Origin of the sequence: Arthrobacter ipis (genome assembly GCF_014694315.1) — a bacterium.
Classification (GTDB): domain Bacteria; phylum Actinomycetota; class Actinomycetes; order Actinomycetales; family Micrococcaceae; genus Arthrobacter; species Arthrobacter ipis.
Window position 1 is genome coordinate 540,127 of the sequence record NZ_JAAOXD010000001.1, and the last position, 16,982, is coordinate 557,108.

Annotated in this window: 14 protein-coding genes; 4 read left to right on the top strand and 10 right to left on the bottom strand. The window is 67.2% G+C overall.

Annotated features, from left to right (window positions below; translation table 11 throughout):
• The first annotated feature begins 47 nt into the window (after window positions 1-47).
• Complete coding sequence (locus G9E11_RS02615) at window positions 48-2,441, top strand: RelA/SpoT family protein (protein ID WP_190602657.1); 2,394 nt, start codon at window positions 48-50, stop codon at window positions 2,439-2,441.
• Here G9E11_RS02615 and G9E11_RS02620 read toward each other — a convergent pair.
• The 3 genes from G9E11_RS02620 to G9E11_RS02630 all read right to left on the bottom strand — a co-directional run bounded on the left by G9E11_RS02620 (window position 2,322) and on the right by G9E11_RS02630 (window position 5,702).
• Window positions 2,322-3,059 (bottom strand): type IV toxin-antitoxin system AbiEi family antitoxin, encoded by a 738-nt coding sequence (locus tag G9E11_RS02620; protein WP_246468654.1) that lies wholly within the window; start codon window positions 3,057-3,059, stop codon window positions 2,322-2,324. The two genes, G9E11_RS02615 and G9E11_RS02620, sit on opposite strands and share 120 nt — an antisense overlap.
• A gap of 87 nt (window positions 3,060-3,146) precedes the next feature.
• Window positions 3,147-4,811 (bottom strand): DUF349 domain-containing protein, encoded by a 1,665-nt coding sequence (locus G9E11_RS02625; protein ID WP_190602659.1) that lies wholly within the window; start codon window positions 4,809-4,811, stop codon window positions 3,147-3,149.
• 72 nt (window positions 4,812-4,883) lie between these two features.
• Window positions 4,884-5,702 (bottom strand): peptidylprolyl isomerase, encoded by an 819-nt coding sequence (locus G9E11_RS02630; protein WP_190602661.1) that lies wholly within the window; start codon window positions 5,700-5,702, stop codon window positions 4,884-4,886.
• Window positions 5,703-5,964: 262 nt separating this feature from the next.
• Here G9E11_RS02630 and hisS point away from each other — a divergent pair, with 262 nt between their 5' ends.
• Complete coding sequence (gene hisS, locus G9E11_RS02635; RefSeq protein WP_190602663.1) at window positions 5,965-7,320, top strand: histidine--tRNA ligase; 1,356 nt, start codon at window positions 5,965-5,967, stop codon at window positions 7,318-7,320.
• A gap of 49 nt (window positions 7,321-7,369) precedes the next feature.
• On the opposite strand, the gene G9E11_RS02640 is transcribed toward hisS, so the two are convergent.
• Window positions 7,370-8,653: an APC family permease gene (locus G9E11_RS02640; protein ID WP_190602665.1), complete on the bottom strand. Its 1,284-nt coding sequence runs from the start codon at window positions 8,651-8,653 to the stop codon at window positions 7,370-7,372.
• A 99-nt stretch (window positions 8,654-8,752) separates the two neighbouring features.
• On the opposite strand from G9E11_RS02640, the gene aspS reads away from it, so the two are divergent.
• Both aspS and G9E11_RS02650 read left to right on the top strand, forming a co-directional pair.
• On the top strand, window positions 8,753-10,540 hold the full coding sequence (aspS, locus tag G9E11_RS02645; RefSeq protein ID WP_190602667.1) for an aspartate--tRNA ligase: 1,788 nt from the start codon (window positions 8,753-8,755) through the stop codon (window positions 10,538-10,540).
• 142 nt (window positions 10,541-10,682) lie between these two features.
• Window positions 10,683-11,465, top strand: coding sequence for a GNAT family N-acetyltransferase (locus G9E11_RS02650; protein ID WP_414635174.1), 783 nt, complete (start codon window positions 10,683-10,685; stop codon window positions 11,463-11,465).
• 102 nt (window positions 11,466-11,567) lie between these two features.
• Here G9E11_RS02650 and G9E11_RS02655 read toward each other — a convergent pair whose 3' ends face one another.
• The 6 genes from G9E11_RS02655 to G9E11_RS02680 form a co-directional block, all read right to left on the bottom strand.
• On the bottom strand, window positions 11,568-11,705 hold the full coding sequence (locus G9E11_RS02655; protein WP_190602671.1) for a hypothetical protein: 138 nt from the start codon (window positions 11,703-11,705) through the stop codon (window positions 11,568-11,570).
• A gap of 10 nt (window positions 11,706-11,715) precedes the next feature.
• Window positions 11,716-13,140 (bottom strand): MFS transporter, encoded by a 1,425-nt coding sequence (locus G9E11_RS02660; RefSeq protein WP_311764280.1) that lies wholly within the window; start codon window positions 13,138-13,140, stop codon window positions 11,716-11,718.
• A 10-nt stretch (window positions 13,141-13,150) separates the two neighbouring features.
• A complete protein-coding gene (locus G9E11_RS02665) occupies window positions 13,151-13,480 on the bottom strand; it encodes a Dabb family protein (protein WP_190602673.1) in 330 nt (109 codons plus the stop codon).
• A 2-nt stretch (window positions 13,481-13,482) separates the two neighbouring features.
• Window positions 13,483-15,177, bottom strand: coding sequence for a 4-oxocyclohexanecarboxylate 2-dehydrogenase (gene chcC1 / locus G9E11_RS02670; protein WP_190602675.1), 1,695 nt, complete (start codon window positions 15,175-15,177; stop codon window positions 13,483-13,485).
• Between the two features lie 67 nt (window positions 15,178-15,244).
• Window positions 15,245-16,006, bottom strand: a complete 762-nt coding sequence (locus G9E11_RS02675) for an SDR family NAD(P)-dependent oxidoreductase (RefSeq protein WP_194717751.1) — start codon at window positions 16,004-16,006, stop codon at window positions 15,245-15,247.
• Between the two features lie 106 nt (window positions 16,007-16,112).
• Window positions 16,113-16,898 (bottom strand): IclR family transcriptional regulator, encoded by a 786-nt coding sequence (locus tag G9E11_RS02680; RefSeq protein ID WP_190602677.1) that lies wholly within the window; start codon window positions 16,896-16,898, stop codon window positions 16,113-16,115.
• Between the last annotated feature and the right edge of the window lie 84 nt (window positions 16,899-16,982).

The window sequence follows — 16,982 nt, forward strand, 5'->3', positions numbered from 1 at the left end:
AGCGGGAATACACTGGGATAATTAAACGGGTCGTGAGGGGTACTTCATTGGAAGAAGGTTCGACGTCGGCGCCAGCGGCTGCCGGAGGCAACGGTCCGGGCCAGGGACAGCAGACTGGTCTGGTGGCTGCCGGGCGCCCGGCGCCGGGGGTGCCCGTGGACAGCTCCGGCGTCCGGCCCACCTTCCCGGGGCGGCGCGAGCGCACGAGGTCCCGCCTGGCACGGCTGACGGGCCGGAGCACGGCGACGTACTCACCCATCCTGGAACCGCTGCTGCGGACCGTGCGGGCGAACAACCCGAAGGAAGACTTCGACCTCATTCAGCGGGCGTTCGTGGTGGCGGAGCAAAGCCACCGCGGGCAGAAGCGCAAGAGCGGTGACCCTTACATCACCCACCCCGTTGCCGTGGCGACGATCCTCGCCGAGCTGGGACTCAGCGGTACCACGCTGGCGGCTGCGCTGCTCCACGACACGGTGGAGGACACGCCCTACACCCTTGAGGACCTCCGGGCGGACTTCGGCCCAGAAGTCGCCATGCTGGTTGACGGCGTCACCAAGCTGGACAAGGTGAGCTTCGGCGAGGCAGCCCAGTCCGAGACCGTCCGCAAGATGGTCGTGGCCATGGCGAAGGACATCCGCGTCCTGATGATCAAGCTTGCGGACAGGCTGCACAACGCCCGCACCTGGCGGTTCGTCTCCGCCGAGTCCTCGGCCCGCAAAGCCCGGGAAACCCTGGAAATCTTTGCGCCGCTGGCACACCGGCTCGGCATGAACACCATCAAGTGGGAGCTCGAGGACCTTTCGTTCGCGGCGCTGTATCCCAAGGTGTACGAGGAAATCGTCCGCATGGTGGGCGACCGCACGCCGGAGCGCGAAAAGAGCCTTAGCGTGATCCGGAACCAGATCGCCGACGATCTGCGCACTGCCAGGATCAAGGCCACGATCACCGGCCGGCCCAAGCACTATTACTCGATCTACCAGAAAATGATCGTCCGGGACAAGGACTTCGACGACATCAACGACCTCATGGGTGTCCGGGTCCTGGTGGACTCGGTCCGCGACTGTTACGCCGCCCTGGGGACCCTGCATTCGCGCTGGAACCCGCTGCCTGGCCGGTTCAAGGACTACATCGCGATGCCGAAGTTCAACATGTACCAGTCCCTCCACACCACGGTGATCGGCCCGGGCGGCAAGCCGGTTGAGATCCAGATCCGGACGCACGAGATGCACCGCCGCGCGGAGTACGGCGTGGCAGCGCACTGGAAGTACAAGGACCAGCCGAACCGGACTGCCACTGGACCCGGCGGCCCCCGAGACGGCGACATGGGCTGGCTCCGCTCCCTCGTGGACTGGCAGCAGGAGACCTCCGACCCCGGCGAATTCCTCGACTCGCTGCGGTTCGAGATCAACGCCCGCGAAGTGTTCGTCTTCACCCCCAAGGGTGAGGTCATGGCGCTGCCCGCCGGGTCCACGCCGGTGGACTTCGCCTATGCCGTGCACACCGAGGTGGGCCACCGCACCATCGGTGCCCGGGTCAACGGCAAACTCGTGCCGCTCAACAGCGAGCTGAACCATGGCGACTGGGTGGAGATCTTCACCTCGAAGGCCGAGGGCGCCGGCCCCAGCCAGGACTGGCAGCACTTCGTCAAGAGCGCCCGGGCACGCAACAAGATCCGGCAGTGGTTCAGCAAGGAACGCCGCGAAGAGGCCATTGACCGCGGCAAGGAGCTGCTGACCCGGGCCATGCGGAAGCAGAACCTGCCGCTGCAGCGCCTCATGACCCACGACGCCCTGGCTGCCGTGGCAGAGGAATTCAAGTACGTCGACATCTCCGGGCTCTACGCAGGCGTTGGCGACGGGCACACTTCCGCGCAGCACGTCATGGAGAAGCTCGTCGAGATGCTCGGCGGGAACGAAACACCCGATGACGACCTCACCGAAGTCAGCATCCCCACCCAGGTCAGCAAAGCCCGGTTCTCGGATTCCGGCGTGGTGGTCCGCGGCGTGGGCGACGTCTGGGTGAAACTGGCCCGTTGTTGCACCCCCGTGCCGCCGGACCCGATCCTTGGTTTCGTCACGCGCGGCTCGGGCGTATCGGTGCACCGCACTGACTGCACCAACGTCGCCGGCCTCAAGGACCAGCCTGACCGGATCGTGGACGTGGACTGGGCGCCAACGCAGTCAAGCGTCTTCCTGGTGGAGATCCAGGTGGAGGCGCTGGACCGGAAGTCGCTCCTCTCCGACGTGACGCGCATACTTTCGGAGAACCACGTAAACATCCTGGCGGCGAGTGTCCACACGTCCACGGACCGCGTGGCCATCTCAAAGTTTGCCTTCGAAATGGGGGACCCCAAGTACCTCAGCCACGTGCTCAGCGCTGTGCGGAGGATCGACGGGGTGTTCGACGTCTACCGGACCACGGGCAACCACCGGAGGAGCTAACAGCGAAAGCTTCTCCAAAGCCGCGTTCTTGTGCGGCAGCCGTGGCATCGCCTCGACTGCCAGGACCAGGAGCCGGAGCCTGACATCAAGTTCGGGCTTCTCCAGGAGCAGCCGCAGGGCCGGAACTGCCCTCTCGGCCTCCACATGCAAGGCGATGTCCAGTGCCGTCCGGAGCGGACTCGAGACCATCAGGCCGCCCAGGCTGACGACGTCGAACGGTCCGAGCCGGACCTCGTGGAGCGTGCAGCCGCGGGTAGAGCGAAGGCTCGAGATGCGGCGTTTGGCGTCGACCAGTAAGGCCAACCGGTCCGGCTCGCGGGCGCACCCGTAGATCCAGGCCGCCGTCATCCGCCCCGCGACCACGCGCCGCCGCACCGGCGCCGGCACCCCGTGGGCAGCGGCACGTGCCCGCAGCTGTGGGGAGGCCGCAGTCCCGGGAACGGTGTAGCCGTGCTGATAGAGCTGCGTGAGCACGCCGTCGGAGGCCATGGACTGGAGCTCCGGCCAGGTGAAGGGCAGCCCCGGCGAATAGAGCTCCAGCAGCTGTGCGGGGGAGTCCGCGGGCGGGGAACCACCTTGTGTCCGCAAAAAACGAGGGGCCTGGGAGAACGGTGCCATTCCGTCATCCTGCCGGACGCGGCCTTAACGGGTAAGGCCCCGCCCCGGTTATGTGGATAACCGGAACGGGGCCTGTAAGGCTGTTGCCTAGGAGAGCTCGCTCGCCGAACGCTGGATCTGGTCCAGCCACGCCTGACGCGCTTCCAGGGCTTCCCGGGCGGCCTTGATCTTGCGCTGGTCGCCCTTCTTCTCTGCCTCGGCCAGGTCATCCTTCAGGCCGGCGATGGCGGATTCGAGCTGGCTCAAGGCGCTGTTGGTGCGGGCCTTGGTCTCGGGGTTGGAGCGCTGCCACTTCTCGTCCTCGGCCTGGCGGACCGCATCCTCGATCCGGCGGAGACCGGCTTCGATCCGGCCCATGTCCGCACGCGGAACCTTGCCCGCCTCTTCCCAGCGGTCGTGGATGGACTGCAGGGCCTTCTTGGCGGCCCCGATGTCCTTGACCGGAAGAATGCCGGATGCCTCCTCGAGGAGGGCCTCCTTGACCACCAGGTTTGCGGCGTATTCCTGGTCGATCTCGTCGTTGGCGGCCTGGCGCGAGCTGAAGAAGACGTCCTGCGCGGCACGGAACCGGGCCCACAGTGCATCGTCATCCTTGCGGCTGGCACGCGGTGATGCCTTCCACTCGTCCATCAGCCGGCGGTATTCTCCGGCAGCAAAGCCCCAGTCGGTGGACGTCGACAGCGCCTCGGCCTCGGCAATCAGCTTCTCCTTGGCCGACTTCGCCGCGGAGTTGTTGCTGTCCAGCTGGGAGAAGTAGGCGCGGCGGTGCCGGTCGAAGACGGTCCGGGCGGCGCGGAAACGCTTCCACAGGGCGTCCTCGTTGCTGCGGCCCAGCCGTACCCCGCTCTTCTGCGCGGTCTTCCAGCTTTCAAACAGCTCATTCATGCGCGCGCTGGAGGTCTTCCACTGAACCTGGGCAGGATCGGTTCCGGAGATGGCCTCGGCCTCGGCCACGATGGCCTCACGGGCGGCCAGCTCGGCGGCACGAACGGCGTCGTGCTGCGCCTTTTCCGCCTTCTCCAGCTCGGTGATCTGGGTGGACAGGGTGTCCAGCCGGTTTTCTGCGGAACGGATGTCGCCCACCATGTTCCGTTCAGCGAGCTGCTCGCGCAGGTGCGTCACGGTCTTCTGCATGTCAGTGGTGGGGGCCTTCGAGGCCACTCGCTGTTCCAGCAGGACAATCTGGGCGACGATGTCGTCATACTTCCGCGCAAAGTAGGCAAGTGCCTCGTCGTTGCTGACGTCCGGGTACTGACCGACCGGGTGCTCTTCGCCGTCGATGGTGAGGAAGACGTGGCCGTCACCCTCAACGCGGCCCCAGCGGGCGGCTTCGGCCAGCGAGGTGGCAGGGGGTGCCTGTACCGGTGTCACGGTGGCAGCCGGGCCGGCTTTGGGCCGGGCGGCAAAGGCGGCGGGCGTCGGCGCAGGCCGTGGTGCCGCCGTCGGACGCGGTGACGGTGCGGGGCCGGCTGCCGGCTTTTCCTGGACAGCCTCCGGCCGCGGGCTTTCCTCCGTGCTTTCGGGCGCTACCGCCTCGTCGGGCTGAGCCGAATCCCCGGGCGCTACCGCCTCGTCGGGCTGTACTGCCTGGTCGGGCTGTACTGCCTGGTCGGGCTGCGTCGCCTGCAGGGGCTCGGCCGCTTCCACGGCCTGTGCTCCATCCACGGTCTGTGCCGCTTCCACTGATTCGGGGGAAGCCTGGACCTCGGTCACTTCGGCTGCTGTTTCGTCGGATTTCTGACTGTCTGTCACCGCTAAAAGTCTTTCGCTTGGAGGAAAATACTCATTCACTAGTCGCCTATGGCCGCTGGCGCCACAAGGTTCCTACTTCAGAGAAAATGAGTCTATCGTGACTGGTTCCGCAGGTGCGCCGTCCGTGTCGTTTTCGCCCGTCTTAAGACCTGCCGCCGCAATCTTGGTTACGGTCTCCAGGCCAGAGGTCACCTTGCCCACGATGGTGTAACCGCCGGCGGAGTCGGCCGGAATGGCCGTGTCCTTGTAGACGATGAAGAACTGCGTGCCGTTGCCGTAGGCGTTGTTGCCCGTACGGGCCACCGCAATGGTGCCGGCGGGATATTTGTTGTCTGCCGGCGTGTTCTCCAGCGGCCCCCAGGTGTAGTTGGGGTCGCCCTGGCCATCGCCGGTCTTGGAGCCGCACTGCAGGACGCCGAAGTTTTCGCCAGTGGTGAGGCGGTGGCAGCTGACGCCCTTGTAGTAGCCCTGGTCGGCCAGGGACTTGAACACCGCAGCTGCCTGCGGGGCCTTGGTGCCGTCCAGCTGCACGCCCAGGGTGCCCCTGTTCAGCTTCAGTTCGCCGGTGAACGTCTTGCCGGCCGCCGTCGCGGGCTTGGGGACGTTCGCAGCATTGGTCTGGGACGATGACGGAGTGGCGTCGGGGGATGCCGGTGCGGACGGCGTCGCCAGGTCCGCCTCTGCGGCGGCGAATTCCGCTTCGGTCGGGTTCCCGGCAAACACCGTCAGTTGAAGTACGACGGCGAGGATCACCGCTGCGGCTCCCGCACCTCCCGCTACCAGGTTGTCCCGCCTGCGGCGCTTCTCCTGGTCACGGCGAAGCTCGCGTTTGGCCTCCATCTGCTGGATGCGCCTCTTGGCTTCGCGTGTCTCGCGTGGACTGGCCGCCACAGGGTCCTCCTCATTGATCTTCACCGCCGGACCGGGCCGGCCCCTGGAGGCATCCCCGGCTGCAGATTGCGCTGCGGCAGTCCGCCAGCGCCCGGCCTCCGCATTAGAGATGCAGGCGCCGAAAGCATAAACTGACTGCCGCACATAAGTTTATGCAGAACAGGCTGGACTCCCGCCGCTGCCTCCGCCGTTTGGTTCACATGTCGACGCGGAACGAGGCGCAGCGGCTCCGGCCTTCGTTTACCTGAGGAGAAAATCCACCATGGCACGCACCGCCTCCCTGTCCGGATTCCCCGAGTGGCTTCCCGAGGAGCGGCTGGTGGAGCAGCATGTCCTGGACTCGCTGCGCCGCACCTTCGAACTGCACGGTTTCTCTTCCATTGAGACCCGGGCCGTCGAAACCGTGGGCCAGCTGCTCCGCAAGGGCGAGATCGACAAAGAGGTGTACGGGCTGAGCCGGCTCCAGGACGACGAGGGGGAGGAAGCTGGGAAGGGCAAGCACGATCCGCACGCCCTGGCACTGCACTTTGACCTTACGGTGCCCTTCGCCCGGTACGTCGTGGAAAACGCTGGCTACCTGGCCTTCCCGTTCCGCCGTTATCAGATCCAGAAGGTCTGGCGCGGGGAACGCCCGCAGGAAGGCCGCGCCCGGGAGTTCACCCAGGCTGACATTGACGTGGTGGGCGACGGTGAGCTGCCCTTCCGCTACGACGTCGAGATCGCCCTGGTCATCGCGGAGGCGCTGGGCGCGCTTCCCATTCCGGAGTTCCGGCTGCGCGTCAACAACAGGAAGCTTGCCGAGGGCTTCTACCGCGGCATCGGCCTGACCGACACCGCCGGCGTGCTGCGCAGCATCGACAAGCTGGAGAAGATCGGCCCGGCCAAGGTGGCTGAGCTGCTCAAGTCCGAGCTCGGCGCCACCGACGAGCAGGCCCAGGCGGCGCTGAAGCTGGCCGGCATCAAGACCGAGGACACGTCCTTCGTGGCGCAGGTCCGCTTGCTGGGGGTCAGCAACGACCTCCTGGAGGAGGGCCTGAACGAACTCGAACAGGTGATCGAGGCCGCTGTAAAGCGGGTTCCGGGCAAGGTGGTCGCGGACCTGAGCATCGCCCGCGGACTGGACTACTACACGGGAACCGTCGTGGAGACCGTCCTAGTGGGCCACGAGCAGCTCGGATCGATCTGCTCCGGCGGCCGCTACGACGCCCTGGCGAGCAAGGGCAACCGGAAGTTCCCCGGCGTCGGGCTGTCCATCGGTGTGACCCGGCTCGTCTCGCGCATCCTCAGCCAGGACCTGGCCAAGGCCTCCCGTTCCGTGCCCACGGCAGTATTCGTGGCGCTCACCTCGGACGAGAGCTGGGGCGAAGCGCAGGACGTGGCCACGGAGCTGCGCAGCCGCGGCATCCCCGCGGAGGTGGCCGCCAAGGCCGAGAAGTTCGGCAAGCAGATCAAGTTCGCGGACCGGCGCGGCATCCCCTTCGTCTGGTTCACGGACGAGGACGGCAAGCACCAGGTGAAGGACATCCGATCCGGCGAACAGGTTGACGCCGATCCGGCCACGTGGACGCCGTCGGACGAAGACATCCGCGTCCAGGTCGCGGCCGCGCCGGCAAGCTGATGACCGCCGCGCCGGCTTCCTGAGCTAGCCTTTCTGAGCCGGCCCCGAATCAGCGCAACCGTCGCTTTTGGAACCGTCGCTTCCGGAACGCAAGCACGACGGCGCGCCCGGCGAGTCCGGCGGCCATGACAGTCGCCATGCCGAGCACCGAGGCAGCCGGCAGGGTGAATGCCAGGACCAGGCACCCTGCCAGCCCGGCGGCGTTGAGCCATTTGGGCGCGTGCCGGGGCCGGTCACGGAGCGTGAACGCGGCGGCATTCGTTACGGCGTAATAGAGCAGGACGCCGAAACTGGAAAAACCGACCACCGTCAGCACGTCGGTGGTGAGCAGCAACAAAACGACGACGGCGGCCACCGCCAGTTCGGCGGTTACCGGCACCGGATGCCGCCCGCCCACCCTGGCCAGGAGGCCGGGGAGGTCCCGTTCGCGGGCCATCGCCATGGCCGTTCGTCCCACCCCGGTGATGAGGGCCAGTAGTGCACCGAGCGAGGCGGCGGCGGCGCCTGCCTGGACCGCCGGTGCACCGGCCGCCAGCCGGGACTGTTCCACGGCGTCGAGCAGCGGCGCCGTGGAGGTGGCAAGCATATTTACCGGAAGATGGGCCAGGAGCAGCGCCCCCAGCAGCAGGTAGATGACCAGGGCGCCGGCCAGGGCCCCAAGGACGGCTCGCGGAATGACGCGGGCCGGGTCCTTGACCTCCTCGCCGAGCGTGGCGATGCGGGCGTACCCGGCAAAGGCGAAGAACACCAGCCCCGCGGCGGGCAAAATGCCCCAGCCGCCGCCGGCCCGTCCGGAGACCGCGCCGGAAGCTGTCCCGCCGTCGGCAACATGCGGTCCCACAATGCTCGCCGCAGCCACGAACGCAAGGGTGGCCAGGACCACGGCCAGGAGGATGCGGGTCAGGAAGGCGGTCCGGGTGATGCCCAACAGGTTCACGCCGGTCAGTGCGGCGACCGCGGCTACGGCCACGGGGGTGGCGTATTCCGGCGCAACGTACTGTCCAAAGGTCAGGGCCATGGCCGCACACGAGGCCGACTTGCCCGTTACGAAACCCCAGCCGGCGAGGAAACCGGACCATTCTCCAAGCTGCTTCCGGCCGTAGACGTAGGTGCCGCCGCTTTGCGGATACTTTGCCGCGAGCTGGGCCGAGGCGACGGCATTGCAGTACGCCACGGCGCCAGCCAGCGCTATGGCCACGAGCAGCAGCTCTCCGGCCAGCCGGGCCGCCGGTGCGAAGACGACAAAAACGCCGGCGCCGAGCATGGATCCGAGCCCGATCGCTGTTGCGTCGGCCACACCCAGCCTTCGTTGCAGCTGCTTGTGCTTGGTCATGGCGGGGCGGGAACCTTCCAAACGGGTAAACTCGGACGGGATCGTTTCCGCAACGATCGTATTTAAACTTCATTCTGTCTTCCTTCTGAAAGGAATGCTGTGCTGCGCACACATGACCTCGGATCCCTCCGTTCCGAGCACATTGGACAAACCGTAACCCTGGCAGGCTGGGTTGGCCGCCGTCGTGATCACGGTGGTGTCGCATTCGTCGATCTGCGTGACGCCTCGGGCGTGGCGCAGGTGGTGGTCCGTGAGGAAGAGGTCTTCCACGGGCTGCGCAACGAATACGTGCTCCAGGTGACCGGTACGGTCTCCAAGCGCCCGGAAGGCAACGAAAACCCAGCCCTGGCCACGGGCCAGGTGGAGGTCATGGCGGACAAGGTGGTCATTCTCAACACCGCCGACGCGCTGCCCTTCCAGATCGATGAGCACGTGGAAGTGGGGGAGGAAGCCCGGCTCAAGCACCGGTACCTGGACCTGCGCCGTCCCGGCCCCGCCCGTAACCTGCGCCTGCGCTCGGAGGCCAACCGCGTGGCCCGCGAACTCCTCCACCAGGACGGCTACGTGGAGATCGAGACCCCGACGCTGACGCGTTCGACGCCGGAAGGCGCCCGCGACTTCGTTGTTCCGGCCCGTCTTGCACCGGGTTCCTGGTATGCACTGCCGCAGTCCCCGCAGCTGTTCAAACAGCTGCTGCAGGTGGGTGGTTTCGAAAAGTACTACCAGATCGCCCGCTGCTACCGCGACGAGGACTTCCGCGCGGACCGCCAGCCTGAGTTCACCCAGCTGGATATCGAGGCCAGCTTTGTGGACCAGGACGACATCATCTCGCTGGGTGAAAACATCGTCAAGGCGCTGTGGAAGCTGATCGACGTCGAGATCCCCACCCCTATCCAGCGCATAACGTACGCCGACGCCATGGCGCGGTTCGGCTCGGACAAGCCGGACCTCCGCTTTGGCGTGGAGCTGACCGAGCTGACTGAGTTCTTCAAGGACACCAACTTCGGCGTCTTCAAGGCCCCCTACGTCGGCGCCGTGGTCATGCCCGGCGGGGCATCCCAGCCGCGCCGTACGCTGGACGGCTGGCAGGAATTCGCCAAGCAGCGCGGTCACAAGGGACTGGCGTATGTCCTGTTCAAGGAAGACGGCGAGCTGGCCGGTCCGGTGGCCAAGAACCTGACGGACACGGAGCGTGAAGGCCTGGCCGGTGCCGTAGGCGCCAAGCCGGGCGACTGCATCTTCTTCGCCGCCGGCGAGAAGTCTGGAGCCCGCGCCCTGCTCGGTGCCGCCCGCGTCGAGATCGGCCACCGAACCGGCCTGATCGACCCCAGCGCCTGGGCCTTCTGCTGGGTGGTGGACGCGCCGATGTTCGAGCCGGCCGCCGCAGCCGTGGCCTCTGGCGACGTGGCCGTGGGTGCCGGCAAGTGGACGGCCGTCCACCACGCCTTCACGTCGCCCAAGCCCGAGTTCCTCGACACGTTCGACAAGGACCCGGAGTCGGCCCTGTCCTACGCGTACGACATCGTCTGCAACGGCAACGAAATCGGCGGCGGCTCCATCCGCATCCACGAGCGCGATGTCCAGGAACGGGTCTTCGAGCTGATGGGCCTGGACCGGGCAGACGCGCAGACCAAGTTTGGCTTCCTGCTGGAAGGCTTCAAGTTCGGGGCCCCGCCACACGGCGGCATCGCCTTCGGCTGGGACCGTGTGGTGGCCCTCCTGGCAGGCGTGGAGTCCATCCGCGACGTGATCGCCTTCCCGAAGACCGGCAACGGCTATGACCCGCTGACCCAGGCTCCCGCGCCGATCACGCCGCAGCAGCGTAAGGAGGCCGGCGTCGACTTCAAGCCCGAGGCCAAGAAGCCCGAAGAGAAGAAGGCCGACTAGCTTCAGTAAAGCTGGCTGGCTGAACGCAGCAAGAGCTCCCCGGAAACGGGGAGCTCTTGCTCTTTACTGAACAGCTGCCCTTACGGCACAGTGGCGGATGGAGGATAACCGCGTGGAAGTGTTGTCCGGTCTGGAATCGCTGATGGATGCCGCCTGGCCCGCGCCCGAACGTCACGACACCGGCGAGTGGGTGCTCCGCGCGGCCGGTGGTGTAACGCAGCGGGCGAACTCGGTCTGGCCGCGGGTGGCTGCCGCGGACGTCGCCGCCGCGGTCCGGGAGGCGGCTTCCTGGTATCGGCAGCGGCGACTACCGGTGATTTACCAGATCTTCGACCATGGCGGCGCCGCCCCGCTGAACGCTGTGCTGGACAGCCTGGGTTACACCAGGCAGTCCGACACCCTGGTCATGTCCCGGCCCGCGGAGCCGCAGGACGGCCTTCCGGCCAGTGCCGGCGTCGAAATCTCGGAGCATCCTTCGGCGGAATGGCTGGAACTGTGGTGGTCCGTGGACGGCCGCGGCGGCGCCGCGGAGTTGGAGACCGCCCGTGCGATCCTCACCGGCTGCCCGGCGCTGTACGCCCTGGTGAGGGACGACGACGGCGGGGCGGCCGCCGTCGGACGCCTTGCTGTTGTTCACGGCTGGAGTGCTGTTCACGGCGGGGCTCCTGATCCCGGCGCGGCAGGCAGCTGGGGCGGGCTGTATTGCATGGCCACCAGGCCCGACTTTCGGCGCCGCGGTTACGCCACCCGGATCCAGCAGGCCCTGGTCAGAGCAGGTGCGGAGCGGGGGCTGGCCGGCTACTGGCTGCTGGTGATGGCGTCGAACTCCGCTGCCCGGGAGCTGTACGGCAGGGCAGGTTTCCGCGAGGTGTCCCGCTATTGCTACCGGCAGGAGCGGCCGCGGCGGGCCCTGACCGGCTGCTGAGCTGTGCCTCCACGCGCCGATACGACGGTTCCCCGCGCACACGACGTTGCGCAACGTCGTGCGGGCAGGGAACCGTCGAAACGGAGCGGAAGCTGCGGGGTGTTACGGGCCTTCGGGCAGGTAGTGCAGGCCCATCCACGGGGCGGTGGTGAGTTTGCCGGGCTCGACCGTTTGTGACGGTGCCGCAAGCGCCGGCTCGGAGGCGGACGCGTCGGCGGCTTCAGTGTCGTGGGCGTTCATGGCGCGCAGGTTAGCGCACATCGACGGACGGCTGCCGCAGCGGTGTTTGCCCTGCTGCTTCGGCCTGCCGCCGGCGGGCGATGCCCGCAAGGTACGGGCCGCCGAGTTCCCCGATGGGCGTGGTGGCAGTCTCGCGGGACCAGAACGCGGACCCGGCGGCAATGAGCATGCAGACGGCGCCGAACACGGCCACGGGCACCCAGCCCCATGCCCCCGGAGCCAGCAGCATTCCGGCGATCATCGGGCCGAAGCCGGCGAGGACCAGGCCGAACTGGTTCCCCAGCGCCATCCCGGAGTACCGGACGGGCGCCGCGAACTGTTCCGCGAAGAACGCCGGCCAGATGCCGTTGAAGCCCGAGTACAGCACCGTCATGTTCAGGAACGCGGCAAGGAACACCAGCACGATGCTGCCGGAGGAGAGGGCCAGGAAGTACAGGAAGATCGTGACGGAGCAGCCGATCGCTGCAGTCAGCAGGAGCGGGCGGCGGCCGATCTGGTCGGACAGCCTGGCCGCCAGCGGCATGGCGAACATGGACAGGCCGATGGCCACGGCGTTCACGGTCAGGATGGAGGCCCGGTCGAACCCGGCGCCGGACGTGGCGTAGGCCAGTCCGAAGACCGTGAAGATGGTCTGCATCACGGACATGATGGACATTCCCGCCACCCGCAGCACATCCGCGGCCTGGAAGCGGAGCACCTCCTTGATGGGCATCGGGGCCACCTGACGGCGCTCCTGGGCCTCCTCGAAGACTGGTGTTTCGTCCAGGTGCGTGCGGACCCAGTAGGCGATGGCCAGCACCACGATGGAGAGCCAGAACGGGATGCGCCAGCCCCAGCTCATCATGGCCTCCCGGGGCAGTGACGTAACCGGGATGAAGACCAGGGTGGCCAGCACCATGCCGGAGGCGTACCCCGTCATCACGAAGCTGGTGAAGAACCCGCGCCTGCCTTCGGGCGAGTGCTCCAGCGTCAGGGTGGAGGCGCCCGCCGATTCCGCGCCGGCGGAGAAGCCCTGCGCCAGCCGGCCGGCGACCAGCAGGATGGGGGCCCAAACGCCCAACTGCTCATAGGTGGGCAGGAAACCGATGCCGAGTGACGCCAGGCCCATGATGCCGAGCGTCAGCAGCAGAATCTTCTTGCGGCCCAGCTTGTCGCCGAAGTGGCCCATCACCAGTCCGCCGACAGGCCTCGCCACGTACGCGACGCCGAAGGTGGCGAAGGCGCCGATCAGACCGATGGCCGGGTCCGCGGAGGGGAAGAACAGGTGCGGGAACACAAGTGCGGCGGCGGTGCCGTAGATGAAGAAGTCGTAGTACTCCAGCGTGCTGCCCAGGAACGACGCCAGGGCGGCCTTGCGGGGTGTCTTGCGAGGGGCCTGCTGGGGAACCTGGTGCGAAACCGGCAGCGGAACCTGCGGCGATGGCGTAGTGGTCACGGGAATCTCCTTAAGACTGCGTTGTCTCAATGGGCGCCGGCGTGGTGTCCGGGAGGTGGAAGTCCACCGCCAGGATCTGCCGGCTGTTGGGGAACGAGTACGCCTTCAGCGGCTCGTGGAGCGGGTGCGTGTTGTAGACGGCGATGTCCTCGACGCTTGCAAAGTCGGCCACGATGGCGTAGTCGAAGGAGCGTTCGGTGTTGAGGACGTCCGGGCCGTGGCTGAGGCTAAGCATGCCGGGGATCTTTCCGGCCATGTTGTTGAGCCCGGCAATCCAGGCCTGCCGGTCAGCCGGCGGAAAGTCGGGCTTGAACTGGAAGAGCACAGTGTGGCGGATCATTTTCAGGCACCGGTCTCGACAAGCTCGGCGAGCGTTGACGGCGCGGCAGAGACATAGGCGGGGGACTGGCCGGCAAGGGTGCGGCCGGCGAGGTAGCCCATGGTCATGATCGGACCGAGGGTGGCGCCGGCGCCGGGGTAGCCAGCTGCGTAAGCGTTTTCCGTGGTGTTGCCGGCGGCGAACAGGCCCGGGATGGGGCGGTTGTCGACGTCGAGCACGCGGGCTGACCCGTCGGTGGCCACGCCGCCATTGGTGCCGAAGGCGCCGTTCACCACCTCCAGCGCGTAGAAGGGCCCGGATTCGAGCGGACCCAGTGAAGGGTTCGGCCACGGGCAGTCGGCGTCGCCCCAGTACTTGTCGTAAGCGCTTTCGCCGCGGCCGAAGTCGGGGTCCTCGCCATTGGCTGCGAACCCGTTGAACCGGGCCACTGTGGCTTCCAGGTTCTCCGCCGGAACGTTGATCTTCGCCGCGAGTTCAGCCAGCGTCGGCGCCTCGATCAGGTAATCCGGCGTCGGCTGGCCCGCGCGGTGGGCAAGGATGCCGTAACGCTCCAGGTAGCCGTGGTCCACAATCACGTGCGCCGGGGTGTTGAGCGTGCGGTTGGCGGCGGAGTCCCAGGACTGCAGGCTGCGGGCGAGGTCGTTGTAGTTCTGCGACTCGTTGGCGAAACGGCAGCCGTGCCTGTTCACCATGATGGACCCCGGGCCTTGGCGCTCGAACCGCAGCAGGGTCCCGATCGCCTGCCCGTCGCGGGTGTCGCCGGTGACGGCCATCGGCGCCCACCAGGCTTCGCGGGTGCCACGGGTCTGGCCGCCGATGCGCTGCGACATCCGCAGCCCGTCACCGGTGTTCGAGGGCGGCGAGCACATGGTGTAGAGCCGGGACGCTAGCATCGAGTCGGCCAGGGCCTTGTCCCATTCGAAGCCGCCCGTCGCGAGCACCACGCCGTCGCGGGCATGGAAAGCTTCGCCGGTTTCCAGTTCGACGCCGGTCACCCGGCCGCCGTCGGTGAGCGGCCCGTCGGTGAGCAGGCGGTGACCGCGGGCCCCGGTGATGAGTGTGGCATTGTCGCGGACGAGGCTGGCGAGCAGCATGGACACGAGGGCCTGTCCCTTGGCCACGAGGCCGGCGTCCTGGCGACCGGCCAGTTCGTTCCACGGGAACTTCGTGAAGGCGCCCCACTCCTCGTATTCCTGCATGGTGAACGGCGCGCGGCCGTCACTGCGAACGTGCGCGCGGAGGCTGCCCAGCGCTTCGGTGCTGTTGAACAGCTCCGGCTCAATCGTGCGGCCGCCCGCCACTGCACCCGGCAAATCCTGCCGGTAATCGGGGAAGTTGTCGAGGAAGATGAAGCGGACTCCGCACTCCGCCTCGACGAAGCGGAGCATCTGGTCGCCGTAGTTCAGCGCGGCGTCCAGCAGTTCCTCGCGACCCCTTCCGCGGGCGACGGCCCGCACATACTCCGCGGCCGCTGTCTTGGAATCGGTGATCCCGGCCTTCCGGGCGTGGTGGTTGTCCGCCACCCAGAGCATGCCGCCGGACACGGCGGAGGTTCCGCCCAGCAGGTCACTCTTTTCGAGGACGACGACGGACTTGCCGGCACGGGCGGCGGTGGCCGCCGCGGTGAGTGCGCCCGCACCGGAGCCGACGACGACGACGTCGTGAGTGTCCGCGGAGGTGCCGTTGACGAATTTCATTGGTGTTGCCTTTCGAAGCGAAGATGAGGGGTGCTGCCGCAGTTGGGCAGCCGCTGGGGGGCCGTCGTCAGACAGCCGTGTAGCCGCCGTCGATGACGAGCTCGGATCCGGTGGTGAAGCGCGACTCGTCCGAGGCCAGGTAGAGCACGCCGTACGCTATCTCGTCCGGTTCGCCTTGGCGGGGCAGCGGGTTGGAGCCCACCAGTTGCCTGTAGTAGGCCTCGGGACCGATGTCCGACTGCTCGGCGGAGCGGCGGCTCATCCTGGTGTTCATGGATCCGGGGTGGATGGAGTTGACCCGGATGCCGTGGGCGCCATAGGCCGCGGCGTCCGACTTGCTCAGGAGCCGGACTGCGCCTTTGGTGGCGTGGTACAACGGCACGTTCCGGCCACCGGTGAGGCCGTGGATGGAGGAGAAGTTGACGATGCTGCCGGTGCCTTTTTCGATCATGCCGGGGACCACGTGCTTGGTCATCAGCCAGACGCCCTTGACGTTGACGTTGAAAATCGTGTCGAAGTCGGCCGTCGAGGCGGTGTGGGAGGCTCCTGCCGGGCCGATGATGCCGGCGGCGTTGACCAGGATGTCCGGGGTACCCAGTTCGTCCCGGACCCGGCGGATGGCCTCGGCGACGCTTGCCTCGCTGGTGACGTCGACGTCGTACTCACTGATGTTTTTGTGGGCAGCGGCGGCGGGGATGCCGGCAACGTCCAGGCTGGCTACTTTTGCGCCGTGTTCGGCAAGGAGGGCGGCGGTGGCGCTGCCCAGGTCTCCGCGGCCTCCGGTGACAATGGCGGTCTTTCCGGCAACGCGGTTCTGGATGGGATTCATGTGGTGCTCCTCGTGATCCTGCAGCCTCGTCGCTGCTTCCCAGCCAGCGTGGCAGGGGACCTGTGAGCAGAACCACACGATTGCCGATGAACGGCAAAGCCTGCTTTCAGTGGCTTTGCCGGAGTGTCCCCTTCAGCTCACCCCGCCAGCCCAGTGCGCGGGAGATCCCGCGTGCTGCGGCCATCAGCACGGGCACCCGGGCAGGTGTGTTCTCCTCGTTGCGCGGCACCACCACGCTGAGCGCCGCGCGGACAGTGTTGTCGGGGCCGAACACCGGCACGGCGATCCCGCTGGACTCCGGCACGATCACGCCGGGCATGGCAGCGAAGCCGCGCTGCCGGATCTCGGCCAGGTGGCGCCGGAGCGCGGCCGGCTCGGTCAGGGTGGTCTCGGTGAACTTCGTCAGCGGCCGGGCCAGGAAGGCGTCCTGGTAGGCGGAGGGGGAGTGTGCCAGCAGCACCAGTCCCGAGGACGTGGCGTGGACCGGCAGCCTGCCGGCAATCTTGGTGATGTCCACAATCGTTTTATCCGAGCCCAGCCGCTCGATGTACAGGACCTCGTCCGAGTCGAGGATACCAAGCGTGGTGGAGTGCTGAACCACGGCCTGGACGTCCTCCATGAACGGCAGCGCGGCTTCCCGCAGGCCCAGCATTTTGGAGCTCCGGGAAGCCAGTTCCCACATGCGCGTGCCGATGTGGATGTCCCCGCCGGGCTCGCGTTCCAGCAGCCGCTCGAGCAGCAGGTCGTTGACCAGCCGGTAGGTGGTGGTCACCGGCAGGCCGGTGCGTCGCCCCAGCTCGGCAACGCTCATGGCGGGGTGCGTGTCATCGAAGGCGTTCACGATTTTCACGAAACGGCCGATGATCGACTCGCCGGATGCGGAGTTGGCCACTGTTCCTCCTGTCGATTCCCGCTCAATGGTAATCCTCCTCCCTGGCGGGCATGCTTCCGGCTCTACTGGGGTTTGTCAGTCAAC